Source organism: Mesorhizobium sp. P2_C4 (assembly GCF_056404575.1).
In genome coordinates this window covers 25,324-52,196 of sequence record NZ_JBFUDT010000002.1, presented here as the reverse complement: position 1 = coordinate 52,196, position 26,873 = coordinate 25,324, and the positions used below count along the sequence as shown (strand labels likewise).

The window sequence follows — 26,873 nt, the reverse complement described above, 5'->3', positions numbered from 1 at the left end:
TTTACGCCAGCCAGTCGGAGAGCTTTGCCTTGCGCACATCGCGCAAGAGGCTGATGAAACCGTCAGCTTGATGCTCTGATGTCAGCCGGCCTTTTTCGGCGGTGGCAATGCTGGCGTCGCCGACAACGCCGTTCGGGTTGAGGTCGCTGGCGATCCAGGCGAAGGCATGCGTTCCGGTGTGGCGCAGCAGCGAAAATTCCTTTTCGGCGCGGGCGACATTGGAAACGAAATTGTCGGCCTTTGCCATGTCGACGAGGTCCGGCCGGAAATGCAGCATCAGCGAGGTCTCGACATCGCCGCCATGAATGCCGTGGCGGTCCTCAAGCTCGGTGTACATGCCGACCGGGCGGCCAAAGCGCTGCCAGCTCGTCTTCACCGCCAGCATCTTGGCGCGCACCCGCAATTCGCGGGTGATGATGCCCATGATCTCCTCATTGCCGCCATGCGAATTGACGACGATCAGTTTTCTCACGCCGGCGCGCGCGACGGACAGGCCAAGTTCGGTCCAGGCGTCGACCAAGGTCGTCGCCGGCAGCGTGAGGGTGCCTGGCGCATGCAGGTGCTCGTTCGATTTGCCCACCGCCTGGACCGGCAGGATGCGGATATCGAGATCGCCGGGCAGGCGGGCGATCACCGTCTCGATCATGCCGTTCATGATCGAGGTGTCGGTTGAAACAGGCAAATGCGGGCCGTGCTGCTCGATCGCCGCCACCGGCAGGACGGCAATCGTCGCCTCCGGGTCGATCGTGGCGTATTCGGTGGTTCGGTAGTCGCCCCACCACACGCGTCTTTTTGCAACGGTCATGTCATGCCTCTTTTATGTGACCGAGACCTAGCGCGCCAAACGCTGCCTGTCGATCACCCAGCCGCGATGACCTCGATCTCGACCTTGAATTCCGGCCGGGCGAAGCCGGAGACGATCATCAGCGTCGAAGCCGGCGCCGGGCTGGAAAACAGCCGGTCGCGAACGTCCATATAGGGCCGCAGGAACGCGCGGTCGGTGACATAGGCGTTGATGCGGACGACGTCCGATAGGCTGAGCTCGGCATCACCGAGAATCGCTTCGATATTCCTGAAGCAGAGTTCGGCCTGTGCGCCGGCATCCTCCGGAATCTGATCGTCTGCCGTGATGGCGACCTGGCCCGAACACAGCACCAGCCGCTTGCCAGGCGGCACCTCGACGCCGTGGCTGTAGCGGGCAAAAGGCGGCTTGATCGACTTCGGGGTGAGGAATTTGAACATGACAATCTCCGGTTTGTCGGCAGCCTAGGACTGAACCGCCGAGACCTTCAAGATGGCGGTGCATGTCATCAGGGCGATTGTGGACAGGCGTCCAAAAAATAGGCACGATGCCTTCCATGCAGCATGACCCGTCCGGCCTTCGCGCGCGACCTTGCGCAAGCGGGCGGTCCCGGCGGTGGCATGTGTCTTGCTTCTTGAACCAATGGTGTCGAGCCCGGCGCAGAGCGCGCCGGAGCAAACAGAGGGTGGTGTTGATGTACGGAAAATTGACGGTTTCGGCGGCGGCGATCGCCATGCTTGCTTCGAGCGCGCTGAGCGCGGCAGCAAACGAAAAGGTGACGTTCGGCACCAACTGGCTGGCCGAGCCAGAGCATGGCGGCTACTACCAGGCCGTGGCAGACGGCACCTATGCCGCCTGCGGTCTCGACGTGACCATCATGCAGGGCGGCCCGCAGGTCAGCGGGCGGCCGCTGCTGCTTGCCGGCAAGATCGATTTCTATATGGGCGGCAATCTTTTGTCGGCCTTCGATGCCGTCCAGCAGGACATTCCGATGCGCGTGGTGGCGGCGGATTTCCAGAAGGATCCACAGGTCATCATGTCCCAGCCCGGCCAAGGCCTGGACAAGTGGGAGGATTTGAAGACCGCCGACCAGTACATCCTCGGCGACGAGGGCGTGCAGACCTTCTTCCAGTGGATGGTGACGGAACTCGGCTTCGATGCCGCCAAGCGCGTGCCCTACACCTTCAACTCGGCACCCTTCATCGCCAACAAGAAGTCGATCCAGCAGGGCTACGTCACCTCGGAGCCGTTCGCGGTCCAGAAAGAGGGCGGTTTCCTGCCGAACCAGTTCCTGCTGGCCGACTATGGCTGGGACACCTACGCGACCACGGTCGAGACCATGCAGGCCACAATCGACAAGCGGCCGGAGGTGGTGCAGTGCTTCGTCGATGGTTCGGCCAAGGGCTGGTACAATTACCTCTATGGTGACAACAAGGCCGCCAACGAGATGATCAAGAAGGACAATCCGGACATGACGGATGCGCAGATAGCCTTCTCGATCGAGCAGCTGAAGAAATTCGGCGTCGTCGATTCCGGCGATTCGGAAAAGCTCGGCATCGGCGCCATGACCGATGCGCGCATCCAGAGCTTCTACGACAAGATGGTCAAGGCCAAGGTCACGCCGGCGGGCATCGACATCAAGAAGGCCTACACGCTTGCCTTCGTCAACAAGAGCGTCGGGCTGGAGTTGAAGAAGTAGGCCGGTCTGCCGGACATGATGCAGGAGAAAGTGGCGCAAACGCCCTCAAGCGCATCGGGCGAGAGCCCGATGCTGCTGGCTTTGCGCGGCGTCGGCAAGGTTTTTTCCAACGGCGTGACGGCGCTGAGCGACGTCAATCTGACGATACGGGAAGGCGATTTCCTCAGCCTTCTCGGGCCGTCCGGCTGCGGCAAGTCGACTGCCTTGCGCCTGATTGCCGGCCTGTCGACGCCGACTTCCGGCGTGCTGGATTGGCGCGGCAGCGGCTCGCTCGACCGCTCGAAAATCGGTTTCGTCTTCCAGGAGCCGACGCTGCTGCCGTGGGCCGATGTCTTCGACAATGTCTGGCTGCCGCTCAGGCTGAAGGGCGTGTCGCGGGCCAAGGCGGCACCGGCGGTGATGGAGATGCTGGCGCGGGTTCATCTGACCGGTTTTGAGAATGCCGTGCCGCGTGAGCTTTCCGGCGGCATGAAGATGCGCGTCTCGATCGCGCGCGCCATGGTCACCAAGCCACGCGTGCTGTTGATGGACGAGCCGTTCGCCGCGCTCGACGAAATCACCCGCTTCAAGCTCAACAACGACCTTTTGGAGCTGTGGCAGGACGAGCGCTTCACCGTCGTCTTCGTCACCCACAGCGTTTTTGAAAGCGTTTTCCTGTCCAACCGCGTCGTTGTCATGGCGGCGCGGCCGGGCCGGGTGTTCGGCGAGCTTGCCGTCGATGCGCCCTATCCGCGCGACGAGGCTTTTCGCACCTCGCCAGACTATGCCGCGCTCTGCCGCCAGGCTTCGGATGTCTTGGTCAACGCCATCAACTCAACCGCCGGACCGCATCATGACGGCCATTGACCAACCTGCCGTGAACCTCGATCCGGAGGAGGCGCGCCGCGTGCGCGAGGAGCGGCTGGAACGGATCGGCAAATGGCTGCTGCCGCTGGCGATCATGATCCTGGCGATCTGGCTGTGGGACCGTGTCTGTGTCTGGAACGAGATCCCGAAATACATCCTGCCGCGCCCGGGCGTGGTGCTGCAGACGCTCTATGACGATGCCGGGCTGCTGTTCTCCTCGCTGCTGGTGACGCTCAAGATCACCTTCCTCAGCTTGGCGCTCGCCGTCATCGGCGGGGTCGGGCTGGCGGTGCTGTTTGCGCAGTCGAAATGGGTGGAGATGTCGTTCTTCCCCTTTGCCATCGTGCTGCAGGTGACGCCGATCGTCGCCATCTTCCCGCTGATCAACATCTATGTCGACAACCAGACGACCAAGCTTCTGCTCTGCGCCTGGATCGTCGCCTTCTTCCCGATCCTGTCCAACACCACGCTCGGCCTCAATTCCGTCGACCGCAATCTGCGCGACATGTTCAAGCTCAACGGCGCGACCCACTGGCAGCAATTGCGCTATCTCAGGCTGCCGGCGGCAATGCCCTATTTCCTCGGCGGACTGAAGATCGCCGGCGGCCTGTCATTGATCGGCGCTGTCGTGGCCGAGTTCGTCGCCGGCGCGCAAGGGCAGTCGTCGGGGCTGGCCTCGCGCATCATCGAGGCCGGCTACCGGCTCAACGCGCCGCGGCTGTTTGCGGCGCTGATCCTGATTTCGTTTACCGGCATTTTGATCTTCCTGGTGCTGTCGCTGATTTCGCATCTGATCCTGCGGCGTTGGCACGAAAGTGCATTGAAGCAGGAGCGGTAGCGTGCCGAAAGCCATCAGCATTCCCGAGGGCGGTTCCTATGTCCTCACCAACGTCCGGCTTCATGCATCGCTGACCCCAGGCTTTGCCGCACCCTTCGATTCCGATGGATTTGCGCTAGCCGACATTTCTGTCGCCGACGGCAATATCTCCAGCATCGTGGCGCACGGGCGCCCCAAAGCTCCGGCGGGCATCGACCTTGGCGGCCGTATCATCCTGCCGTGTTTCGTCGACTGTCACACGCATATCGACAAGGGCCATATCTGGCCGCGCAAACCCAATCCCGACGGCACCTTCATGGGCGCGCTGAACGCTACCGGTGCGGACCGCGTGGCGCGCTGGAGTGCCGAGGATGTTGCCCGCCGCATGGATTTCTCACTGCGCTGCGCCTACGCGCACGGCACCAGGGCGATGCGCACGCATCTCGACAGCGTGCCGCCGCAGGAGGAAATCTCCTGGCCGGTGTTCGAGACGATGCGGGAAAAATGGCGCGGCCGCATCGAGTTGCAGGCGGCCTGCCTGCTCGGCATCGAGGGCGTGCGCGACAAAAAGTGGTTCGAGAGGTTGGCCAAGCGGGTGGCCGCGGCCAAGGGCGTGCTCGGTGTCGTCACCTATATGGTGCCTGACCTCGAGGAGTTGCTCGACAAGGTGTTTTCCGAGGCGATCAAGCACGGGCTCGACCTCGATTTCCATGCCGACGAGACCGACGATGTCGCGGCGATCTCGCTGAAGAAGATCGCCGAGGCGGCGCTGTGGAACGGCTTTGAGGGCAAAATCCTGGTGGGGCATTGCTGCTCGCTGGCGCGCCAGCCCGACCTCGATGTGCTCGACACGCTGGACAAGGTGGCGAAGGCGGGGCTTGCCGTGGTGTCGCTGCCGATGTGCAATCTCTATCTGCAGGACCGGCGGGCCGACAACACCACGCCGCGTTGGCGCGGCGTGACGCTGCTGCATGAGATGAAGGCGAGGGGTATTTCGGTTGCGGTTGCCTCGGACAACACGCGTGATCCGTTCTACGCCTATGGCGATCTCGACATGCTGGAGGTCTACCGCATGGCGACGCGCATCCTGCATTTCGATCATCCTGTCGCCGACTGGCCGCAAGCGGTGACGGCGACGCCGGCCAAGGTGATGCGGCTCGACGGCTTCGGTACGCTTGCTTCTGGCGGTGCCGCCGATTTCGTCGTCTTTAGGGGACGGAGCTGGACGGAATTGCTGTCGCGGCCCGAATCGGATCGCATCGTCGTGCGCGACGGGCGGGCGATCGACCGCAAGCTGCCCGACTATGCCGAACTCGACGATTTGATGGTGAAGTGATGGATGTTTCGGCGCTCAAGCGTGACCTCGAAGGTCTCAAGCTCGACGACCATCCGGCGATCGTCCAGCAGAAAAGTCGCGATTTTTATTGGTACAGCCCGGTGCTGAAGCAACAGCTCGACCATGTCACCGGCGACCTGATCGTGACGCCGAAATCGGAAGACGAAGTCATCCGCGTGCTCGCCGCCTGCCATCGCCATGGCATTCCGGTGACGCCGCGCGGCAGCGGCACCGGCAATTACGGGCAGGCCATGCCTTTGTCCGGCGGCGTGGTGCTCAACCTCGCCGAGATGAATGCGGTCAAAACGATTGCGCCCGGCCGTGTCGTCACGGGGCCGGGTGCCGTCCTGGCCGACATCGACAAGGCGACGCGGGCACATTCGGGCCAGGAGCTGCGTATGTCGCCCTCGACCTACAACACGGCCTCGATCGGTGGGTTTGTTGCCGGCGGCTCCGGTGGCGTCGGCTCGATCCGCTGGGGCGGCTTGCGCGATCTCGGCAATGTCATCCGGCTCAGGACCGTGACGATGGAGGCGGAGCCGCGCGTCATGGACCTGACCGGCGAGGATGTGCTCAAGGTCATGCATGCCTATGGCACCAACGGCATCATCACCGAAGTCGAGATGCCGTTGACGGCCAGCTATGACTGGATCGACGTGATTGTCGGCTTCGACGATTTCATGGACGCGGCCGGTTTCGGCAACGATCTCGCCATCCAGGACGGCATTCTGGCGAAGCTGATCACGCCGATCGCGGCGCCCATCCCCTACGATTATTTCAAGCGGCATCAGAAATTCTTCCGGCGCGAGCAGAGCATTGTCGTGTGCATGATCGCGCCGCACGCGATGGACGCCTTTGTCGCCTTGACGGCGCACAGCAAGGGCCAGATCGTCTTTCGCGCCGACAAGGAGGCCGATCTCAAGGGCCTGCCGCCGGCCTATGAATTGACCTGGAACCACACGACGCTGCGCGCCATCCGGGTCGATCCCTCGATCACCTATCTGCAGACGCGCTATCCGTCGCCGGACCATCTCGCCCACGTCAAGGCGATGGTCGATCGTTTTGGCGACGAGGTGCCGGCGCATCTCGAATTCATCCGCTTCGACGGTGCGATCGGCGCCGCCGGACTGCCGCTGGTGCGCTTCACCACGGCGGAGCGGCTCGACGAGATCATCCGCATCCACGAGGACAATGGTTGCTGGATCTTCAACCCGCACCGCTACACGCTGGAGGAGGGCGGCATGAAGCAGACCGACGCGGTGCAGCTTGCCTTCAAGCGCGAGACCGATCCGCAAGGGCTGCTCAATCCCGGCAAGATGATAGCCTGGGAAAATCCTGACTACGACTATCGCTCGGGCAAGTCGTTCCTTTTCAAGGGTTTGCAAAAGGCGAGCTGATGAACATCCTCGTCCTCTACGCCCATCCGGTCGAGACCAGCTTCAATGCCGGCCTGCACCGGATGATCGTCGAGCGGCTGACGGCGGCCGGCCATGTCGTCGACGATTGTGATCTCTACGCCGAGGGCTTCGATCCGCGGCTGACGCGCACCGAGCGGCTCGGCTATCACAACGAGCGCGGCACCGGTGATCCGGCAGCGCCCTATGTCGAGCGCTTGCTGCAGGCCGAGGCGCTGGTGCTGTCATACCCGGTGTGGAATTTCGGTTTTCCGGCCATGCTGAAAGGCTTTCTCGACCGCGTCTTTCTGCCCGGCGTGTCGTTCAGGCTGGTCGACGGCAAGGTGCAGCCGTCGCTGCACAACATTCGCAAGCTGGCCGCGGTCACCACCTATGGCGGCAGCCGCTTCCGTGCCATGCTGATGGGCGATCCGCCACGCAAGCTGGTCAACCGCATGCTGCGCGCCACCATCAAGCCCGGTGCCTCCGTGTCCTATCTCGCGCATTATTCGATGAACCTGTCGACCGATGACACACGCAAGGCCTTCATGGCCAAGGTCGCAGCCAGGATGGATGCGTTCTGATGCGGGTGCTGGTGGTCTATTGCCATCCGGTGCCCGAGAGCTTTTGCGCGTCGATCCGCGACAGCGCCATCGAAGTGCTGACGCGAAGGGGCTGGGAGGTACGGCTGCTCGACCTCTATGCGGAAAACTTCAATCCGGTCATGGGCTGCGATGAGCGGCGCTTCTACAATGACCGCGCCCCTGAGGATCCGGCGCTGAAGCCGCATTTCGAGCATCTCGCCTGGGCGCAGGCGATCCTCTTCGTCTATCCGACATGGTGGTATGGACTGCCGGCGATGCTGAAAGGCTGGCTCGACCGAGTGTGGGCGACGGATGTCGCTTTCAAGCTGCCGGCAGGCAAGGGGCGGATCAAATCGCTGATGACGCATGTGACGAAGGTCGGCGTCATCACCACCTGCGGCGCACCGACCTGGTGGAGCGTCGTCGTCGGCCAACCCGGCCGCAAGACCTTGCTACGCGGCATGCGCGCGCTGTGCGCCACGCGCTGCCGGACATTCTTCCTGGCGCATTATTTGATGGATGCCTCGACGCCTCGGACAAGAGCTGTGTTTCTCGCGAAAGTGCGGGCGAAGCTGGAAAGGTTTTGAGGGGGCGCGACTTTCCCTTCTCCCCTTGTGGGAGAAGGTGGATCGGCGTGCAGCGCCGAGACGGATGAGGGGTGCTCCAGCGGAGTGAGATGTTGGCGTTCCCTGGAACACCCCTCATCCGTCTTGCCGCTTCGCGGCAATCCACCTTCCCCCACAAGGGGGGAAGGCAAAAGGGCGCTACATTCTCGTCCGTTCCGCCTTCGGGTCATACATCGGCTTCAGCGACGCTTCGGCGGCAAAGCGCTCGCCGGCGATCTCGATCTCGTAGGACGATCCCAGCACATCCGCCTCGCTCTCGCCCTTGCATGAGACGTAGCCGAGCCCGACGGCGCCGCCGAGATGATGGCCGTAATTGCCCGAGGTTATCGGGCCGACGATCTTGCCGTCGCGCAGGATGGCCTCGTTGTGGAAGAGCAGGGGGTGTGGGTCCTTCAGCCGGAACTGCACCAACCGCCGGTTCAACCCGGTTTCCTTCTTCTTCAGCACGGCATCGCGGCCGAGAAAATCGCCCTTGGCCGTCTTCACGGCGAAGCCAAGGCCGGCCTCCAGCACATGGTCCTCGTCGGTGATGTCGTGGCCGAAATGGCGAAAGGCCTTTTCGATGCGGCAGGAATCCAGTGTGTGCAGGCCGCAGAGTTTCAGGCCGACATCGGCGCCAGCCTCGTCGATTGCTTCGAAGACATGAGCGGCTTGGTCGGTCGAGACGTAGAGCTCCCAGCCAAGTTCGCCGACATAGGTGACGCGGTGGGCGCGGGCCAGACCCATGCCGATTTCTATCTCCTGAAATGTCCCGAACGGGTTGGTTTCGTTGCAAAAATCGTTCGGGCTCACCTTCTGAATCAGTTTCCTTGCGTCCGGGCCCATCAGGCAGAGCACGCTTTCCGCCGCCGTGACATCGGTGATGACGACGAATTCGCCAGCGAGATGTTTTCTCAACCAGGCGAGGTCGCGCTGCAGCGTGGCACCTGGCACGACGAGGAAGTAGGCGGTTTCCGATAGGCGGGAGACGGTGAGGTCGCTCTCGATGCCGCCGCGCTTGTTGAGCATCTGGGTGTAGACGATTTTACCCGGCGCCACGTCCATGTCGTTGGCGCAGAGCTTTTGCAGGAAGGCACAGGCGTCGCGGCCCTCGACCCGGATCTTGCCGAACGAGGTCATGTCGAACAGGCCGACACCGTTCCTCACCGCGAGATGTTCCTCGCGCTGGTTGTCGAACCAGTTCTGCCGTTTCCAGGAGTAGTGGTATTCGCGCTCCTGTCCTTCGCGGGCGAACCAATTGGGGCGCTCCCAGCCGGCGACTTCGCCGAACACGGCGCCGCGCGCCTTCAGATGTTCGTGTAGCGGCGAACGCCTGACATTGCGCGACGTCGCCATCTGGCGATAGGGGAAATGGTCGGCGTAGAGCAGACCGAGCGTTTCGGAGACGCGCTCCTTCAGATAGCTGCGGTTCTTCTGGAAGGGCTGGGCGCGGCGAATGTCGACTTCCCACAGGTCGAAGGGAGCTTCGCCGTCATTGATCCATTGCGCCAGCGCCATGCCGGCGCCGCCGGAAGAGACGATGCCGATCGAGTTATAGCCGGTCGCCATCCAGTAGCCGGACAGCTCCGGCGCCTCGCCGAGATAGTAGCGGTCATCGGGGGTAAAACTCTCGGGGCCGTTGAAGAAGGTGTGGATGCCGGCGGTGGCCAGCATCGGCATGCGGTTGACGCCCATTTCGAGGATCGGCTCGAAATGCTCCATGTCCTCGGGCAACTGGTCGAAGCAGAAATCCTCGCGAATGCCATCCATGCCCCAGGGCTTGGCCACCGGCTCGAAAGCGCCGAGCATCATCTTGCCGGCGTCTTCCTTGTAGTAGGCGCATTCGTCGGGCACGCGCAGCACCGGCAGGCGGGTTAGGCCGGGGATGGGCTCGGTGACGAGGTAAAAGTGCTCGCAAGCGTGCAGCGGGATGGTGACGCCGTTCTGGGCGCCGAGTTCGCGCGCCCACATGCCGGCGCAGTTGACGACTATGTCGGCCTCGATCGTGGCTTGCTCGTCGCCTTGCGCCCAGGAAACACCCGAAACGCGGCCGGCTTTGGTATGGACCTTGGTGACTTTCACATTCTCGACGATGGTGGCGCCGCGCTGGCGCGCGCCCTTGGCCAGAGCCATGGCGATGTTGGCGGGGTCGCACTGACCGTCGAGCGGCAGATGAACGGCGCCGACCACATCCGAAATGTTGAGATGCGGGTACATCTCCTTGACTTCCTTGGGTGAAATCTCGCGCACGTCGACATCGAAGGCGCGGGCCAGCGACGCCTGCCGATAAATCTCGTGCTTGCGTTCTTCGGTCAGCGCCACGGTGATCGAGCCGACCTGGCGCATGCCGGTGCCGACTTCGGTCTCGGCTTCCAGCTTGACGTAGAGGTCGGCCGAATATTTCGCCAGCCGGGTCATGTTCTGCGAACCGCGCAGCTGGCCGATCAGGCCGGCGGCGTGCCATGTCGTGCCTGATGTCAGCTGCTTGCGTTCGAGCAGGACGATGTCGGTCCAGCCGAGCTTGGCCAGATGATAGGCGACCGAGCAGCCGGAGACGCCGCCACCGATGATGACGGCGCGAGCTTTGGTCGGGATGGGTTTGGCGGTCATGCAGCCTCGCGGCGATAGCTGGAGGCAAAGCGGCGCAAGCGCAGCGCTGCTTCCTGCAAGACGGGCTCAGGCTGGCAGAGGCTGATGCGGATGTGGCCGGCGGCGGCCTCACCGAAGCTGGAGCCGGGCATGACGCCGACCTTTTCCGCATCGAGAAAAGCCCAGGCGAATTTCTCGTCGTCGGGTTCGACATCAGATATGTCGAGCATGACATACATGCCGCCTTCGGAGCCGCGCACGCTGACATTGTTCATGCCGCGCACGGCATCGAGCAGGATTGTGCGCCTGCCGGCATAGCGCTCGGCGATCTCCTTGACGCCATAGCCGTTTTCAAGCGCCTCGGCGCAAGCAAGGCTGATGAAAGCCGGCAGGCCGTAGGTCGTCACCAGATTGAGGTTGGTCAGCAACAGGATCATCTCTGCCGGGCCGGTCAGCCAGCCCATGCGCCAGCCGGTCATGCCGTGGCTCTTCGACATCGAATTGATGACCAGCGTGCGCTCCGCCATGCCGGGCAGCGAACGCGGCGAGATATGCTCGCCGCCGCCCAGAGTCCAGTAGACCTCGTCCGACAGCAGCCAGAGGTCATGCTCGCGGCAGATTTGCGCCAGCTCTTCCAGATGCTGGCGCGAATAGACGGCACCCGTCGGATTGTTCGGCGTGTTGATGAGGATGGCGCGGGTGTTGGGTCGCAGCGCTGCGCGGATGTCGGCGGCTCGCGGCTGGAAGCCGTCCTCGGCCGGTGTCTCGACCACGGTGAATTCCGCACCCGCCGCGCTGAAGGTGTTGGGGTAGGTGGCATAATAGGGCGCGACGACGATGGCATGGTCGCCCTGGTCGAGAACGGCCTGCACCGCTGCGTAGAGCGCTGCCTGCCCACCTGGCGTGCCGATGACCTGGTCGGAACTGGTCGCAATGCCGGTGCAAGCGGTCGAGGCCGCAGCCATGGCCTTGCGCAGGCGCGGAATGCCGGGAAGCGGGGTGTAATGGTGATTGCTGGCGCGAACCGCCGTCACGCAGGCCTCGATTGTCTGCGACGGCGTATCGAAATCATGGTCGCCGACCGACAGCATGATGATGTCCTCGCCGGCCGCTTTGCGTGCCCAGGCGGCGGTATGAACTTCCCAGCCGTCCTTGCCCGAAGGCACGATGCCGGAAATGCGCGATGAGGGTCTGGGCATCAGTGTACTCCCGAAATTTCGTAGCCGGCCTGTTCGAGCTGGTCGCGCAGGGCGGCGATGTGGGCGGGTCCGACTTCGCAGCAGCCACCGACGATGCCGGCGCCGGCTCTGACCCAGCCGAGCGCATGGTCGGCATAGGCATCCGGACCAAGGTCGTGGCGGGCATGCAACACATCGACGGTGCCGCCATGTTTGAGCGCTTCGGTGGAGGTGAAGCCGTTGGCATAGGCGCCGACCGGGCCGCCGAGATCGATCAGTTCGGGCAGGGCTGCGGCGATCGCTTCCGGCCGGCAGCAATTGACCAGCCGCGCCGCAACCCGCAGTCCGTCGAGCGCGCTCGAAGCGGCCGCTATCGTCTCACCGCTGCGCAGGCGCGGCGAGCCGTGATCGGCAAGCGTCCACGACACCCAGACAGGCTTGCCGCTTTCCGATGCGGCAGTAACGGCCGCACGGCCTTCCTCGGCCGACGCCATGGTCTCGCAGAGGAACAGGTCGACGCCGTCGGCCTGCTCGGCGACGATGCGGCGGTAGATGTCGAGCGTATCCTGATAGGAGATGGTCAGCGCCGGCGCATAGCTGCCGAACAGCGGCGACAGGCAGCCGGCGATCGCCGTATCACCGGCCTCGTCGCGGGCTTGCCTTGCCAGCTCGATGCCGCGCTTCTGCAACGGCTTGAACAGGTCTTCCGCACCCTCGCGCGCCAGACGTTCGGGTGTGGCCGAGTAGGTGTTGATGGTGATGACGCGGGCGCCGGCGCGGATGAATTCCGCATGCAGGTCGCGCACCAGATCCGGTTCGTCGATCAGCACCCTGGCCGACCATAGCGGCGTCGGTTCGGAGCTGCTGCGGCGCACCAGTTCCTGGCCCATGCCGCCATCGGTGAGGATCACTTTTTTCATGCTCTCAGTCTTTCGTTTTTTGGATCCCACAGCGGTTCGTCCTTCTGCACGATTGCTTTGAAGCGGTCGCCGAAGATTTCGATCTCGATGGCTGTTCCCGGTTCAGCCAGGTCGGCACGCAGCATGCCGAGTGCGATCGATTTGTCGATGCGATGACCCCAGCCGCCTGACGTTGTTTCACCGACGATCTTGCCGTCATGCCACAGCGTCGACACGGACGGCGCGTCACAATCGCCCGGGTCTTCGACGACCAGCGTGACGAAGCGCTTCTTCACGCCTTGCTGTTTCTCGTTCAGTAGCGCCGCTTTGCCTGGGAAATCGGCCTTTTCCCATTTGACGAAGCGCTCCAGCCCGCCCTGCAGGATCGAATAGTCGGTTGAAAGATCGCCCTTCCAGGTGCGGTAACCCTTTTCGAGCCGCAGCGAATCCAGCGCGTACATGCCGAACGGTCTTAGCCCATGCTTCTGGCCTGCGGCCCAGACGGCGTCGAAGACGGCTGATGTGTCGGCCACCTTGGTGTGGATTTCCCAGCCGAGTTCGCCAGCGAAGGAGACGCGCACCAGCTTTGCCCAGTGGCCGGCTATCGTCGTTTCCTGATGCGTCAGCCAGGGCAAAGCGAGGTCGGCGGCGCAGACATCTGCGAGGATTTCTCGCGAGTTGGGGCCGGCGAGGATCTGGGTGGAAAACTCTTCCGTGCGGTCGACCAGCTTGAACGACGCGTCCTTCGGCATGCGCGACTTCAGCCATTCGAAATCATGCCACTGCGCAACTGCGGCGGTGATCAGCGTCATCAGGTTTTCGTCGTGACGCACGACAGACATTTCGGTGACGATGCGGCCCTTGTCATCGGCAAAGTAGATAAGGCCGATGCGGCCGGGCTTCGGCACCAGACCGGTCACCTGCTGGCTCAGCCAGTCGGCAGCGCCGGGGCCGTCGAGATTGAACCGCGAGAATCCGGGCAGGTCCAAAATGCCGGCGGCGTCGCGCACCGCCAGGCACTCTTCGCGCACGCGATGCTGCCACGGCCCATCGCGGCGGAAGGTCAGTGTCGCTTCCTCGGAGACATCGTCGCCGTCTTGCGCGTACCAGGTGGCGCGCTCCCAGCCATTGTAGGCGTCAAAGCGGCCGCCGAGCGCCTTGATACGATCGTGGATCGGCGACAGTTTGCGGTCGCGCCCCGCCGGCCAGGCATGGCGCGGGAACTGGATGGCGTATTCGTTGCCGTAGATCTCCATACCCTTGGCGACGCAATAGTCGGGCGCGGCGGCAAAGGAGGTGAAGCGGCGTGGATCGCAGGACCACATGTCCCATTCCGTCTGGCCTTGCGTCACCCATTCGGCCAGCACCTTGCCGGCGCCGCCGCCTTGCGCGATGCCAAAAGTGAAGACGCTGGCCTCGAAGGCGTTCGGCACGCCCGGCATCGGACCGATCAGCGGATTGCCGTCCGGCGTGTAGGGGATCGGGCCGTTGATGACTTTGGACAGGCCAGCGGTGCCGAGGATCGGCACACGGGCGACGGCGTCGGCGAGATAATGCTCGAGACGGTCGAGATCGTCGGGGAACAGCTGGAAGGAAAAATCCTCCGGCATCGGGTCGTTGTGGCCAACCCAATGAGCGCGGCAATTGCGCTCGTAGGGGCCGAGATTCATGCCGTTCTTTTCCTGGCGCAGATAGTACGAGGTGTCGACGTCGCGCAGCAGCGGCAGTTTCTTGCCTTGCTCCTTCGACCATGCCGCCAGCTCAGGAATCTCCTCGAACAAAATATACTGATGGCTCATGACCATCATAGGCACGTCGCGGCCGAACATCTTGCCGACTTCCGCAGCGCGGTAGCCGGCGGCGTTGACGACGATTTCGCAGCGGATCTCGCCTTGCGCTGTTTCGACCACCCATTCGTCGTTCTCGCGGCGCACGCCTGACACCGGGCAGAAGCGGATGATTTTGGCGCCCATGTCGCGCGCGCCCTTGGCCAGCGCCTGGGTCAATTGCGCCGGGTCGATGTCACCGTCATTGGGGTCGTAGAGCGCGCCCTTCAACTCATGCGTTTCGAGAAAGGGGTAGCGGCGCTTGATCTCGTCGAGACCGACGACGTCGATGTCCATGCCCTGGTAGCGGCCCATGCCCTTGGCGCGCTGGAACTCCTGCATGCGCTCGGTCGTATGCGCCAGCCTGAGCGAGCCGGTGACGTGGTAGTTCATGGGATAGTCGACCGCGTCGGCGAGCCCCCGGTAAAGCTCGGTCGAATAGCGCTGCATGTTCATCAGCGACCATGACGAGGAGAAGGTCGGCACATTGCCGGCCGCGTGCCAGGTCGAGCCGGAGGTCAGCTCGTTCTTTTCCAGAAGCACGCAGTCGGTCCAGCCCGCCTTGGCGAGATGGTAGAGCGAGGAGGTGCCGACGGCACCGCCTCCGATGATCACCACGCGTGCCGTGGTCGGCAAACCGGCCATATCTAAAACCCCTCGTTCAATAGACAGGCGGCGAAACCACCCAGATGATCACTGCCGGCTCGGCGCCGGGATTGCGCCAGCGATACGGCTTGCGCTCGAAGCGAAAGGAGTCGCCTTCGACAAGCCGGTGCCAGATGCCCGCTATCTCGATCTCGAAAATGCCCGATGCGACATAGCCGGCCTCCTCGGTCGGCCGTAGCTGCTGGGTCTTGAGTTCCGCGCCCGGCGCGAAGATCGAGCGCACCATCTCGAAACTACCGCCGAGATCGGGTGACAGAAGCTCCTCCACCAGGCCGGATTCGCTTGTGCCAAGCGTGCGCCGGCTGCCGGCGCGCACGACAACGCCGCGCTCCTTCTCGACCGGCACGTCGTGGCTGAAGAACAGGCTGAGCGGCACGCCGAACAGGTCTGCGAAGGCCCTGAGATCGCCGAGCGAAGGGATCGACAAGCCGCGCTCGACCTGGCTGACCCAGCCGACGGAGCGGCCGAGCTTGAGGCCGATCTCGGCCAGCGTCAGCCCGCGCGCCTTGCGCAGCGCTCGAATATCGCTCGCCAGCAGGCGCTCGTCAGGTCCCTGCAATGTTCTGGCGGTAGCTGGGGGCAAAACGCTCACTTGGTGAAAATTCCGAGGTGAATTTCATGAGAAAGCACACTCGTGAAAAAATCAAGTGGATTTTCATGAGGCCACAAGATTTGCTTGCGCGATTTTGGCGGTTCATGCAAAGGCTCGGCCCGCGAACGGCGAGTGTGGGGTCGTCCGGTCGGCGGCCAATGTTTGGAATCTGCGCATGATCTCTTTCCGGAGGCCGGTTCGGTTTTCGGAGCACATGCGCAAAGGGACGGCCCATGCTGGAGAATGACACACGGATTGCTGACGATGCGGCGATCGTCGATGAGGCGATCATGTCGCGCCGTTCGGTACGCGCCTTCCTGCCCGACATGGTCGACGACGAGACGATCCGCGCCATTCTGGCCGTCGCCGCTCGCGCGCCTTCGGGCACCAACATGCAGCCCTGGCGGGTCTATGTCACCAAGGGCGATATCAAGCAGCAGATATCAGATGCCATCCTCAATTCCGGCATCCGCGCCGAGAAGGCCGATTGGGACGAGTATCGCTATTACCCGACCCAGTTCTTCGAGCCTTATCTCACCCGCCGTCGCGCCAATGGCTTTGGGCTCTATGGCGCGCTCGGCATCGGCCGCCGCGAGGTCGACAAGATGCGCGCCCAGCACGACCGCAACTTCGTCTTCTTCGATGCGCCGGTCGGCATGATCTTCACCATCGACCGTCGGCTGAACCAGGGCTCGTGGATCGACTACGGCATGTTCCTGCAAAACATCATGGTGGCGGCGCGGGGTAGGGGCCTGCACACCTGTCCGCAGGCGGCCTTTGCGCCCTATCACCGGCAGATCAGACCGGTGCTCAACATCCCCGACGAGGAGATCGTCGTCTGCGGCATGGCGCTCGGCCGTGAGGACACGTCTAAGCCCGAAAACGACTTTCGCACCGACCGCGTGCCGCTGGAAGAGTGGGTGACGTTCAGCGAGTAGGCCACCGCGGTTCGGCTCTGGCTAGTCTAAACTCACCTGCGATCCATGGCCGCTGATATGGGCGCCGTCCTGCGGCGTCAGCCTGAGATAGGCGAACAGCGCGCACAGCGTGATGACGCCTTCGATGACGAACAGGATGCGGAAGTCGTTGACGCTGGTATGGCCGCCGCCGGTCAGCAGCGACAGCAGTGCCGCCGCCAGGCCGACGCTGATCGCCACTGCCAGCTGCCACAGTATGTAATAGAGCGCGCTGAAGCGGGCGAGCTGCTCGGCTGCGATGTCGGAGTAGGACAGGTTGCCGGTCGAGGCCCACTGCGCTGAGCGGAAGACGCCGAAGATGAAGATATAGGCGAGCACGATCCAGATCGGCGTGGTGGCCTGCATCAGGGCAAAGCCGGCGACCAGGCAAGCGATGACAGGCGTGTTGAACACCAGCACGCGACGGAAGCCGAAGCGGTTGAGAACCCGCGGCATGACGAGGCGCGTCAGCAACGAGCCGACCGCGGCGACGAAAGTCAGCGATCCCGCCTGCACGGCGCTCATGCCGAAGCCGAGCTGGAACATCAGCGGCAGCAGGAAGACGACGGAGCTGAGGCCGATCGTATCCAGCCCGCCGCCGGTCAGGAAGCTGACGCGGAAGGTGCGGATGCGCAGGAGCTTGAGATCGAGCAGCGGATTGCGGGCTCGCAAGCAATAGAAAGAGGCGACGGCAAGGATGGCGATGGCCAGGCCGAGTTCAGCGGCGATCAGGCTGCCGCCCGCATCTTTCGCGGCGAGCGAATCCATGCCGAAGACGAGCAGCGCCATGCCGCTGCCGACAAGGGCAAAGCCTGGAAAATCGAAAGGTGTGCGAACCGCCTTGGTTGCCGAGGGAAACAGTGAGGCGGCAAGAAGTGCGGCAATGAGCGCGAACGGCACGTTGATGAAGAAGATCCAGCGCCACGAGATGTAGGTGGTCAGCGCGCCGCCGACGAGCGGACCGACCAGTGGTCCGGATTGGCCGGCCAGCGAAATGTACATGTTGATCTTCAGCGTGCGGCTGCGCGGAAAGCTCTGCAGGATCACGACCTGGCCGAGCGTGCCCATCAGCGCGCCGCCGAAGCCTTGCAGCGCGCGCGAGCCGACCAGCATCCAGATGTCTTCAGACAGGCCGCACAAAGCCGACGCCACGGCGAAGACGAGCAAGGCAAAACAGTAGACGTTGCGCAGGCCGAAGCGATCAGCGGCCCAGCCGCCGACCGGCATCGAGATGATCAGGCTGGCGACATAGACGGTGATCAGCAGGCCAAGCTGGCTGGGCGGGCGGGCGAGGCTTTCGCCAATGCCGGGGAGCGCTGTGACCACGACATTCTGGTCGAGGCTGGTCATGAACACACCGCAAGCGACTGTGAGCGGCAACAGCAGCGACACCTCGCCCGCCGTGCCGAAGCGCGTTGGGGCCGTCGCCGAAGTCTCTGCGGTCATGGAAGGATACGGTCGTGCTGGTTGCCTGAACGGGCGGCCGCTATGGCAAGAGCCCGTGATTGCTATCTATTGTTCGTGCAGGCCCAAGGCTCAAGCGACAGATGAGGCGGTCCGTAGTGCCAGGCAGATTCAAGGACCAATCGATTGGTCCTGGTTGCTTCTACGCGATACCAGACGGAAAAACGCTGCGCGCTTTTCCTGGAATTGCTCTACTGCACCTCGTAGCCGACTTCTTCGCTGGCATGGCAAAGCGCGTTCCAGAACGAGCGTGCAAACGAGCGGAACACATAGATGTCGAACTGGTCGGCGCCGGTGCGCTGGATCTGCGCGAAGACGTCGTGATGGGTGGTCGAACGGCCGGCGCCGATCGGGAAGGCCGGCAGCGCGAAATCGATGGCGAAGAATTTCGCCAGCACCCATTCCGCCTTCGGCCCGGCGATGCGGATCGCCGTGCGGCCGTGCGACAGGTCGGTGACCGTGCCGATTTCAGGGCTGACGACATGGGCAAAGGCTGCCGCCAGGTTCTCCGCTTCGTCGACCACGGTGAATTTGCCCGGCGCAAAGCCGAACACCGACCGGACGCCGTCGGTGCTGCCGCCGCCGGCGCCGTCAGCCAGCGCGAGGCCGGTGACGGTGCGGATGCCCGCCATCAGCTGCTTTTCTTCGCCCGGCCATGCGGCAAGCTGCAGGATCGAGCCGGGCCTGGTTTCGGAGAGGATGACCTCGACGCCGTGCTCGAAATTGCCATGCGAGCCGGCATGCAGCGTCGGCTCCAGCGGTGATTGACGCTCAACCATGCATGCGGCTCCCGTCCGGATCGAAGAAGTGGTTGGAGACGATCTCGACCGGCCCGAAGCGCTTACGCAAGGGATCGGAGACATAGGCGCGCGTGCCGTGCCGTGTCTTGCCGCCCTCGACCAAGGCCAGCGCGATGTGCTTGCCGAGTGCCGGCGAGTAGCAGCAGGCGGTGATGTGGCCGAGCGAACCGTGCGGGTTGGCTTCATCCAGTTCCGCGACGATGTGCGCGCCACCGTTAAGCGGCCGGTTGTCCAGCGCAATCAGGCCGACGAGTTGCAGGCGATCGGAAGCGATCAGGCCTTCGCGGTCCATCATCGCCGAGCCGATGAACGGCTTTTTCTTCGACAGCATCCAGTCGAGATGCAGGTCGCGCGCCGTGGTGCGGCCATCAATCTCGGCGCCGGTGACGTGGCCTTTCTCGATGCGCATCGTGCCGAGCGCCTCGAGCCCGTAGGTGACCAGTCCGAACGGCTTGCCGGCCTCGATCAAGGCTTCCCAGACATGGGTGCCGTAGCCGGCGCCGGAATAGACCTCGAAGGCCATTTCGCCGGAGAAGGAGAGCCGGCAGATCATCACCGGCACGCCCGATATCTCGCCGCGCACGATGCCCATGAAAGGCAAGGTTGTGTTGTCGACGGCGGTGCCGGTGACGCAAGCGGCGAGGATTGCGCGCGCCTTCGGGCCGCCGATCGCAGCGCCCGCCCATTCATCCGTCACCGAGGTGACATGCACCTTCAGCTCCGGCCAGATGACATCGAGGAAATATTCGAGATGCTGCATCACCTTGCCGGCATTGGCGGTGGTGGTGGTCATCAAAAAGTCCTGGTCGCCGAGCCGCCATGTCGTGCCGTCGTCAAAGGCGAGGCCATCCTCGCGCAGCATCAGCCCGTAGCGCGCCTTGCCGACGGCAAGCGTGGAAAACATGTTGGTGTAGACCCGGTCGAGGAACTCGGCGGCATCCGGACCTTGCACGGCGATCTTGCCCAGCGTCGAGACATCGACGATGCCGGCGCTCTCTCTGGTGGCCTTGGCTTCGCGGACATAGGCCTGCTCGATCGTCTCGCCCGAAAGCCCGTAGATCATCGGGCGGTACCAGAGGCCGGCCGAGTACATGGTTGCGCCATTGGCGAGGTGCCAGTCATGCATCGGCGTCAGCCGCTCTGGTTTCAAATCGCCGAAGCGTTCGGCGGCCAGCGAGCCGATCGACACCGCCGAGAAGGGCGGACGAAAGCGGGTCGTGCCGACTTCGGGGATCGGCTTGCCCAGCGCCTCGGCCATGATGGCGAGGCCGGGTATGTTGGAGCTCTTGCCCTGGTCGGTCGCCATGCCGAGCGTGGTGTAGCGCTTCAAGTGCTCGACCGAGACAAAACCTTCGCGATGCGCCAGCCGCACGTCTTCGGCGGTCACGTCGTGCTGGAAATCGACGAAGCTCTTGCCCTTGGCCCTGATCTCGAACACCGGTGCCGGATCGGGGTCGCCGGGGGCGGCTTCGACAGTCGGGAGCGCCGATGGTGTGCCTGATACACCCGCTGCCGAATGACCGGCGGCACGGCCCTCGGCGATGGCCTCGGCGGTGGAAAAACTGCCGGTGAAGGCGCCGGCGCCGATCCATTTCTGGGTCGGCTTGGGCGGCAGGAAGGCTTGCCGGGCGGCGTTCCATTCCGCCTTGGCACCGGCCTGGCTGGCGAGATGTATGGTCGGCGACCAGCCGCCCGACATCAGCAGGCAATCGGTGTGGATGCTACGCGCGTCGCCACTCAGCGCGCCGGTGATCATGTCGAAGCGCTGCACCTTGATGCCGGACAGTGCCTTGCCGCCTTCAGTGGCGACCACGGCGTGGCCGGAGAAAATCTCGGCCTCGGCTTCGTCGGCCAGTTTGCGCATCTCGCTCGACAGTTCAGGGCGCACGTCGACGATCGCGACAACTGCGGCACCAGCCCGCTTCAGCGCAATCGCCGAGCGATAGGCGCTGTCATTGTTGGTGAACAGCGCGATCCGCTCGCCCGGCAGCACGCCATATTCGTTGGCATAGCGCTCGGCGGCATGCGCCAGCATGACGCCCGGACGGTCATTGCCCGGGAACACCAGCGGCCGCTCGAAAGAGCCAGTGGCCAGCACCACCGATTTGGCGCGAATGGCCCAGTAGCGATGGCGCGGCTCGCCCTTGCCGGATGTTTCCTTGTGATCAGTGACCCGCTCAAGTGCTGCCAGCGTGTTGCCGTCATAATAGCCCCACACCGTGGTGCGCGGCAGCAGGCGGACGGTGTCAAAGCCTTCTAGCTGGCCGACAGCCCGCGCCGCCCAATCGGCAGCCGGCATGCCGTCGATCGTCTCGCCGGACCAGTTGGCCGAGCCTCCGAAATTCGGCTCGAGTTCGGCAAGGATGACGCGGGCGCCCTGGTCGGCGGCGGCCTTGGCGGCGGTCAGCCCGGCTGGTCCGGAGCCGACCACCAGCACGTCGCAAAACGCGTTCATGCGCTCGTAACGCTCGGTGCCGGCAACGATGCCGGCCTTGCCGAGGCCGGCGGCGCGGCGGATGAAGTGCTCGCAGAACATCCAGAAGCGGGTGCCCTTCAGCGGGCCGACCACCGGTCCCATGAAGGTCTTGTAGTAGAAGCCGGCCGACAGGAGCTTGCCGCCGAGCTGGTTGATGGCGTTGACGTCCCAGGCAAGCGAGGGGAAGCGGTTCTGGCTGACGGCCACCAGCCCGTCATAGATCTCGACCATGGTCGCGGCGATGTTGGGCTCGCGACCCTCGCCCCGCAGCACGGTCACCAGCGCGTTCGGCTCTTCGACGCCAGCGGTCAGCACGCCGCGCGGGCGGTGATATTTGAACGAGCGCCCGAACAGGCTGACGCCGTTGGCCAGCAGCGCCGAGGCCAGCGTGTCGCCGGCATGGCCGGTGTAGGGCATGCCGTCAAAGGTGAAGCGGATGGTGCGCAGCCGGTCGACACGGCCGCCGCTCTCGATGCGGCGCGGGCTCATGACTTGCCCCCCGCCTTGTGGCGGGCGGCGGCGTTGTGGTCGCCGCGCGCGAAACCGGTGCTGGAAATCTCATGTGTGACCGTGTTGCGCACCATTCTGAGATGGGTGCGGCAACCGCCGGAATGCTGCCAGATCTCATTGTGGTCGCCGGCCGGGTTCAGCCGGTCATAAACATAGGCGTTCCAGGCGTCGAGATTCTGCGAGGCCGGTTGCGGGCGCTGGCGGTTGCCGTCGCCCTGATAGGTGAACTCGATGACGTCGCGCGGGCCGCAATAGGGGCAAGTGATGAGCATTCTTTGTTACCCTAATGCAGCCGGGGCGTTGCGCCCTGGCCTTTATCATCGATCACCAGGCCGCGATAAAAGCGGTCGAGCGTGAACGGCGCGTTGAAGTCGTGCGGCTCGTCCTTGGCGATGGTCCAGGCAAAGCACCAGCCGGAGGCCGGCGTCGCCTTGAAGCCGCCGTAGCACCAGCCGCAGTTGAGATACATGCCGGGCAGCGGGCCGGTGGTGATGATCGGCGAACCATCCATCGACATGTCGCAGACGCCGCCCCAGGAACGCAGCATGCGAACACTTGCCAGACCCGGGAACAGTGCCAGCATCTCGCTCATCACCTCGTCGACGATGGGCAGATTGCCGCGCTGGGCGTAGCTGTTGTAGCCGTCGATGTCGCCGCCATAGACGAGACCGCCCTTGTCCGACTGCGACATGTAGAAATGGCCCATGCCGAAGGTCAGCACGGTGTCTATGAACGGTTTCAGCGATTCCGTCACGAAGGCCTGCAGCACATGGCTCTCGATCGGCATCGTTTCGACGCCGGCAAGCTGCATGACTCGTCCGGTGCTGCCGGCCACGGCCACGGCCACCTTCTTGCCACGGATTTCGCCGCGCGTCGTCGAGACGCCGGTGATGCGGTCGCCGTCGCGCAGGAAGCCGGTCACTTCGCAGTTCTCGATGATGTCGACGCCGCGACGGTCGGCGCCGCGCGCATAGCCCCAGGCGACGGCGTCATGGCGGGCGGTGCCTGCGCGTGGCTGCATCAGGCCGCCAACGATCGGGAAGCGTGCGCTGGACGACATGTCCAGCGCCGGCACCAGACGCGCGATCTCGGCTGTGCTCATCAGTTCAGCGTCGACGCCGAGATGGCGCATGGCGTTGCCGCGCCTTGCATAGTCGTCGAACTGGGCCGGCGTGTGCGCCAGATTCAGGCAGCCGCGCTGCGAGAACATGACGTTGTAGTTGAGCTCATGCGAGAGGTTCTCCCACATCTTCATCGAGTGTTCGTAAAAACGGGTGTTGGCCGGCAAAAGGTAGTTGGAGCGAACGGCCGTGGTGTTGCGGCCGACATTGCCTGACCCCAGCCAGCCCTTCTCCAACACCGCGACATTGGTGATGCCGTGTTCCTTGGCGAGATAATAGGCCGTCGACAGGCCATGGCCGCCACCGCCGATGATGATGACATCATAGGACGCCTTGGGCTCCGGCTTGCGCCAGGCCGGCTTCCAGTCCTGGTTTCCCCTGAGCGCGTTCGCGAGAAGCGAAAAGGCCGAATATTCCGCCATTCTTCATGCCATCCTTGGTGCGATGCGGCAGACTATAGAGCAGGGCGCCGACGCAAAGCCAATATTGCGCCATGGCTTTTCGACTGACCGACTCCCAAAAGATGGCCGGACCGCGACGGCTTGCCCCATGGTGGCAGCGTCTTTATCAAGGGCGGGTCCTAGAACCGGCCTTAGCCGTCCGCGAGTCGCCAACCGATTATGCTTTTTCGATTGCTCCGCCTGATCCTGATTCTTGCGCTTGTTGTCTCGGCGCCGCCTTCGTTCGACGCGATGGCGCAGGCGCTCGGCCAGGGTGCCGCCGGGCTGATCACCGACCAGCAGAAGGTGATCCAGGGCCTGACTGCCAAGACCGACGATCTCGAGAAGAAAATACAGCAAAGTGTCGAGGACGATGCAGCACTTGTGGATATTCGCCTGCAGTTGGAGGATTTGTCGCGCGCTGCGCTGAACAGTGCGCTGGCCTTCCGCTCGCGCGTCGGCGACATCAATGCGCGGGTGGAGATGCTGGGTCCGGCGCCGGCTGCCGGTCAGCCGCAAGAGCCGGACATCGTGACCGGCGAACGCCAGGCGCTGGCGTCCGAAAAGGCCGAAATCAACGCCGTCGTCGCCAGCGCGCAGAACCTGTCGATCCGCATCAATGGCCTGATCGACAAGATCGGCAACATGCGCAGCGACCTTTTCCGCAATGTGCTCACCAAGCGCTACGTGCTGACCGATGCGCTGAGCCCGCAGGTCTTCTCCGACGCGCATGATGAATACGCAAACTTTTACAGGGCAGTGTCGTCCTGGCTGAGCTTTGCCTTCAAATTCAAGTTCCAGGCGATGCTCGCGGCGACCTTCATGGCGCTTGTGCTTGCCGCGGTGCTGCTGGTCGGCGGCCGTCGTCTGTTCGGACGCGTGTTTGAAGCAGACGCTTCTGTCGAGGACCCGTCCTATCTCAGCCGGTTGTCGGTGGCGTTCTGGTCGACCCTGCTGCCGACATTGGCGGTCGGCGCCTTCCTCGCTTCGACGGTTTTCCTGTTCAACTATTACAATGTCCTGCGCGGCGATATCGGCGTCTTCCTCAACGCGCTGGCTGCCGTCATCGCCGTGGTGTTCTGCGTCAACCGGCTGACCAATGCGGCGCTCGAGCCGCGGCTGCCGAACTGGCGCCTGATATCGGTCGAGACAGGTCCGGCACGCTGGCTGGTGCGGCTGACCACCGCCATGGCGGTGGTCATCGGCGTCAACAATTTCCTGGCGGTGGTCAACGACAAGATGGGCTCGCCGCTGTCGCTGACCATCGCCAGAAGCTTTGTCGCCACCATCATCGTCGGCGTCATCCTCATCCTGATGGCGTTGCTGAAACCGTACAAGGCGGCCGACGGAAGCTGGCGGCCGTGGCCGGCCTGGCTGCGCCTCACCTCCATTGCGCTCGGCCTTTTCACCATCGCGGCGGCGCTGTTCGGCTATATCGGGCTGGCGATTTTCGTTTCGCTGCAGGTGGTGGTCACCGGCACCATCCTGGTCACCGCCTATATCGGCTTCCTGTCGGCACGCGAGATCGGCGAGGAGGGTGGCTTCGCCGATACGTCGATCGGGCGCTGGCTGTCGACGAATGCGAGCTATGAGGAGACCGCGCTCGACCAGCTTGGCCTAGCCGTCAGCGTTGCCATCAACGTCATGATCGTGCTGGTGTTCCTGCCGCTGATTCTGCTGATGTGGGGGTTTCAGCCCGGCGACATCCAGGCCTGGGGCTACAAGCTGGCGACGGGCCTGACCATCGGCTCGGTGACCATCTCAGTCACTGGCATCCTCTCCGGCATCCTCGTCTTCGTCATCGGCTATTTCCTGACGCGCTGGTTCCAGGGCTGGCTCGACGGCTCGGTGATGGCGCGCGGCCGTGTCGACACCGGTGTGCGCAACTCGATCCGGCTGGCGGTCGGCTATGCCGGCGTCGCACTCGCAGCACTCGTCGGCATCTCGGCTGCGGGCATCGACCTGTCCAGCCTGGCGCTCGTTGCCGGCGCCCTTTCTCTCGGTATCGGTTTTGGCCTGCAGAACGTCGTCTCCAACTTCGTCTCGGGCCTGATCCTGCTGGCCGAACGGCCGTTCAAGGTCGGCGACTGGATCGTCGCCGGCGACATCACCGGCACGGTCAAGAGGATCAGCGTGCGTGCCACCGAGGTAGAGACGTTCCAGCGGCAATCGGTGATCCTGCCCAACTCGAACCTGATCAACAACGCTGTCGGCAACTGGACGCACCGCAACAAGCTCGGCCGCATCGATATCAAGGTCGGTGTCGCCTATGGCAGCGACGTCAAGCGGGTGCATGCGATCCTGCTCGAAATCGCGCGCGGTCATCCGCTGGTGCTGAAGAACCCGGAACCCTTCGTGCTGTTCGGCAATTTCGGGCCGGCAGCACTCGAGTTCGAAATCCGCGTGTTCCTCGCCGACGTGCTGAACGGCAACATAGTGCAGAACGACATCCGTTTTGCCATTCTCGAAGCGTTCAGCGGCGAGCATATCGAGATTCCGTCGACGCCGCGCGCGGCGGTCGAGGTCAAGAAGTCCGCGGCATGGCCGATCGACGACGAACAGGCCGAAGTCGAATTCGCCGAGCGGGAGCAGGCGGAGGCTGAAGCCGCGGCCGAGAAGAAGCGCCTGGCCAAGACCGGGCGGAAGGCCCGCAAGCCTGACCCCGACTAGGGTCTATCCGTATGCTGCCGGTGCCCGAAAACCAATTGCGGCATGAATGCGGCATTCAGTTGCGGTTCAGCTTCCATCTCATATAAGCTCCCATGCAAAGGGCGAGAATGCCTTGCGAAATGCAACAAGAGGCGGTGGAAACACCGATATTGCAAAATGTGGAAGTCGCTCGTCGTCGCCATCGCTTTTACTGCAGCGAGTGGTTCGGCCTTCGCCGCCAGCGCGGTCAACAAGGATGCCGAAACGCGCACGCTGATCGTGACGGAAGGCGGTGGCAAGACGGAGCTGGCGCTGGCCGCCGGCGAAACCGTGGAATTCTGCCCGAATGGCTGTTTCGTCACCTTGCCTAATGGTGACCTCGAAGCCCTGACCGGCTCGGAAACGGTCGAGATTTCGGGTGGCGTCGCCCGCATCAAGTAAGGTCGGCGGCATCGTTTGAAGGCCGGGCACTGCCCGGCCTTTTATTGTTTGCGGTAATGGTTGCTTAACAATGACGCCGGAAATACCGCAGCGCCCGCCGCCTGCAACCAGACGTTTTAACGTTCGCTACGCCGTTCCCCGCTATAGCCATCCGAAGACGCCGTAACACGGCACGACGGATTC

At 63.6% G+C, this 26,873-nt stretch carries 22 protein-coding genes; 10 read left to right on the top strand and 12 right to left on the bottom strand.

Annotation, left to right across the window (positions count from 1 at the left end; all coding sequences use genetic code 11):
- Position 1: 1 nt before the first annotated feature.
- Together AC1DX6_RS06655 and AC1DX6_RS06650 are read right to left on the bottom strand one after the other, a co-directional pair.
- The gene (locus AC1DX6_RS06655; protein WP_477311956.1) at positions 2-805 is read right to left on the bottom strand and encodes a creatininase family protein; all 804 of its coding nucleotides are present in this window, start codon (positions 803-805) and stop codon (positions 2-4) included.
- A gap of 53 nt (positions 806-858) precedes the next feature.
- A complete protein-coding gene (locus AC1DX6_RS06650; protein ID WP_477311955.1) occupies positions 859-1,242 on the bottom strand; it encodes a RidA family protein in 384 nt (127 codons plus the stop codon).
- Between the two features lie 254 nt (positions 1,243-1,496).
- Between AC1DX6_RS06650 and AC1DX6_RS06645 the strand changes: the two genes are divergently transcribed.
- The 7 genes from AC1DX6_RS06645 to AC1DX6_RS06615 are packed head-to-tail and all read left to right on the top strand — an operon-like array spanning position 1,497 to position 8,065.
- Complete coding sequence (locus tag AC1DX6_RS06645; RefSeq protein WP_477311954.1) at positions 1,497-2,501, top strand: ABC transporter substrate-binding protein; 1,005 nt, start codon at positions 1,497-1,499, stop codon at positions 2,499-2,501.
- A gap of 15 nt (positions 2,502-2,516) precedes the next feature.
- Positions 2,517-3,347 (top strand): ABC transporter ATP-binding protein, encoded by an 831-nt coding sequence (locus AC1DX6_RS06640; protein WP_477311953.1) that lies wholly within the window; start codon positions 2,517-2,519, stop codon positions 3,345-3,347.
- Complete coding sequence (locus AC1DX6_RS06635; protein ID WP_477311952.1) at positions 3,334-4,185, top strand: ABC transporter permease; 852 nt, start codon at positions 3,334-3,336, stop codon at positions 4,183-4,185. Before AC1DX6_RS06640 ends, AC1DX6_RS06635 begins: the two co-directional genes overlap by 14 nt.
- A gap of 1 nt (position 4,186) precedes the next feature.
- On the top strand, positions 4,187-5,500 hold the full coding sequence (locus AC1DX6_RS06630; protein WP_477311951.1) for a cytosine deaminase: 1,314 nt from the start codon (positions 4,187-4,189) through the stop codon (positions 5,498-5,500).
- Positions 5,500-6,897: an FAD-binding oxidoreductase gene (locus tag AC1DX6_RS06625; RefSeq protein WP_477313615.1), complete on the top strand. Its 1,398-nt coding sequence runs from the start codon at positions 5,500-5,502 to the stop codon at positions 6,895-6,897. The genes AC1DX6_RS06630 and AC1DX6_RS06625 overlap by 1 nt, the downstream gene beginning before the upstream one ends.
- Positions 6,897-7,478: an NAD(P)H-dependent oxidoreductase gene (locus AC1DX6_RS06620; RefSeq protein ID WP_477311950.1), complete on the top strand. Its 582-nt coding sequence runs from the start codon at positions 6,897-6,899 to the stop codon at positions 7,476-7,478. Before AC1DX6_RS06625 ends, AC1DX6_RS06620 begins: the two co-directional genes overlap by 1 nt.
- A complete protein-coding gene (locus AC1DX6_RS06615) occupies positions 7,478-8,065 on the top strand; it encodes an NAD(P)H-dependent oxidoreductase (RefSeq protein WP_477311949.1) in 588 nt (195 codons plus the stop codon). The genes AC1DX6_RS06620 and AC1DX6_RS06615 overlap by 1 nt, the downstream gene beginning before the upstream one ends.
- Positions 8,066-8,242: 177 nt before the next feature.
- Here the strand turns inward: AC1DX6_RS06615 and AC1DX6_RS06610 are convergent, their stop codons facing one another.
- The 5 genes from AC1DX6_RS06610 to AC1DX6_RS06590 are packed head-to-tail and all read right to left on the bottom strand — an operon-like array spanning position 8,243 to position 15,779.
- Positions 8,243-10,693, bottom strand: a complete 2,451-nt coding sequence (locus AC1DX6_RS06610; protein WP_477311948.1) for a GcvT family protein — start codon at positions 10,691-10,693, stop codon at positions 8,243-8,245.
- On the bottom strand, positions 10,690-11,871 hold the full coding sequence (locus AC1DX6_RS06605) for a pyridoxal phosphate-dependent aminotransferase (protein WP_477311947.1): 1,182 nt from the start codon (positions 11,869-11,871) through the stop codon (positions 10,690-10,692). The genes AC1DX6_RS06610 and AC1DX6_RS06605 overlap by 4 nt, the downstream gene beginning before the upstream one ends.
- The gene (locus AC1DX6_RS06600) at positions 11,871-12,770 is read right to left on the bottom strand and encodes a homocysteine S-methyltransferase family protein (protein WP_477311946.1); all 900 of its coding nucleotides are present in this window, start codon (positions 12,768-12,770) and stop codon (positions 11,871-11,873) included. The genes AC1DX6_RS06605 and AC1DX6_RS06600 overlap by 1 nt, the downstream gene beginning before the upstream one ends.
- Positions 12,767-15,220, bottom strand: a complete 2,454-nt coding sequence (locus AC1DX6_RS06595) for a GcvT family protein (protein WP_477311945.1) — start codon at positions 15,218-15,220, stop codon at positions 12,767-12,769. Before AC1DX6_RS06595 ends, AC1DX6_RS06600 begins: the two co-directional genes overlap by 4 nt.
- A 16-nt stretch (positions 15,221-15,236) precedes the next feature.
- A complete protein-coding gene (locus AC1DX6_RS06590) occupies positions 15,237-15,779 on the bottom strand; it encodes a helix-turn-helix domain-containing protein (RefSeq protein WP_477313613.1) in 543 nt (180 codons plus the stop codon).
- Positions 15,780-16,066: 287 nt separating this feature from the next.
- On the opposite strand from AC1DX6_RS06590, the gene AC1DX6_RS06585 reads away from it, so the two are divergent.
- Entirely contained in the window at positions 16,067-16,771 is a 705-nt protein-coding gene (locus AC1DX6_RS06585; RefSeq protein ID WP_477311944.1) for a nitroreductase, read from the top strand.
- Positions 16,772-16,792: 21 nt separating this feature from the next.
- Here the strand turns inward: AC1DX6_RS06585 and AC1DX6_RS06580 are convergent, their stop codons facing one another.
- From AC1DX6_RS06580 to AC1DX6_RS06560, 5 genes are all read right to left on the bottom strand, one after another.
- A complete protein-coding gene (locus AC1DX6_RS06580; RefSeq protein WP_477311943.1) occupies positions 16,793-18,235 on the bottom strand; it encodes an MFS transporter in 1,443 nt (480 codons plus the stop codon).
- A gap of 209 nt (positions 18,236-18,444) precedes the next feature.
- Positions 18,445-19,032: a sarcosine oxidase subunit gamma gene (locus AC1DX6_RS06575; protein ID WP_477311942.1), complete on the bottom strand. Its 588-nt coding sequence runs from the start codon at positions 19,030-19,032 to the stop codon at positions 18,445-18,447.
- Entirely contained in the window at positions 19,025-22,018 is a 2,994-nt protein-coding gene (locus AC1DX6_RS06570) for a sarcosine oxidase subunit alpha (protein WP_477311941.1), read from the bottom strand. Before AC1DX6_RS06570 ends, AC1DX6_RS06575 begins: the two co-directional genes overlap by 8 nt.
- Positions 22,015-22,311 (bottom strand): sarcosine oxidase subunit delta, encoded by a 297-nt coding sequence (locus tag AC1DX6_RS06565; RefSeq protein WP_477311940.1) that lies wholly within the window; start codon positions 22,309-22,311, stop codon positions 22,015-22,017. Before AC1DX6_RS06565 ends, AC1DX6_RS06570 begins: the two co-directional genes overlap by 4 nt.
- Positions 22,312-22,322: 11 nt before the next feature.
- Positions 22,323-23,582 carry a sarcosine oxidase subunit beta gene (locus tag AC1DX6_RS06560; RefSeq protein WP_477311939.1) on the bottom strand — a complete coding sequence of 420 codons (1,260 nt, stop codon included), beginning with the start codon at positions 23,580-23,582 and terminating at the stop codon, positions 22,323-22,325.
- Positions 23,583-23,780: 198 nt separating this feature from the next.
- On the opposite strand from AC1DX6_RS06560, the gene AC1DX6_RS06555 reads away from it, so the two are divergent.
- Both AC1DX6_RS06555 and AC1DX6_RS06550 read left to right on the top strand, forming a co-directional pair.
- Entirely contained in the window at positions 23,781-26,270 is a 2,490-nt protein-coding gene (locus AC1DX6_RS06555) for a mechanosensitive ion channel domain-containing protein (RefSeq protein ID WP_477311938.1), read from the top strand.
- 156 nt (positions 26,271-26,426) lie between these two features.
- Positions 26,427-26,690 carry a hypothetical protein gene (locus AC1DX6_RS06550; RefSeq protein ID WP_477231363.1) on the top strand — a complete coding sequence of 88 codons (264 nt, stop codon included), beginning with the start codon at positions 26,427-26,429 and terminating at the stop codon, positions 26,688-26,690.
- Positions 26,691-26,873: the final 183 nt, after the last annotated feature.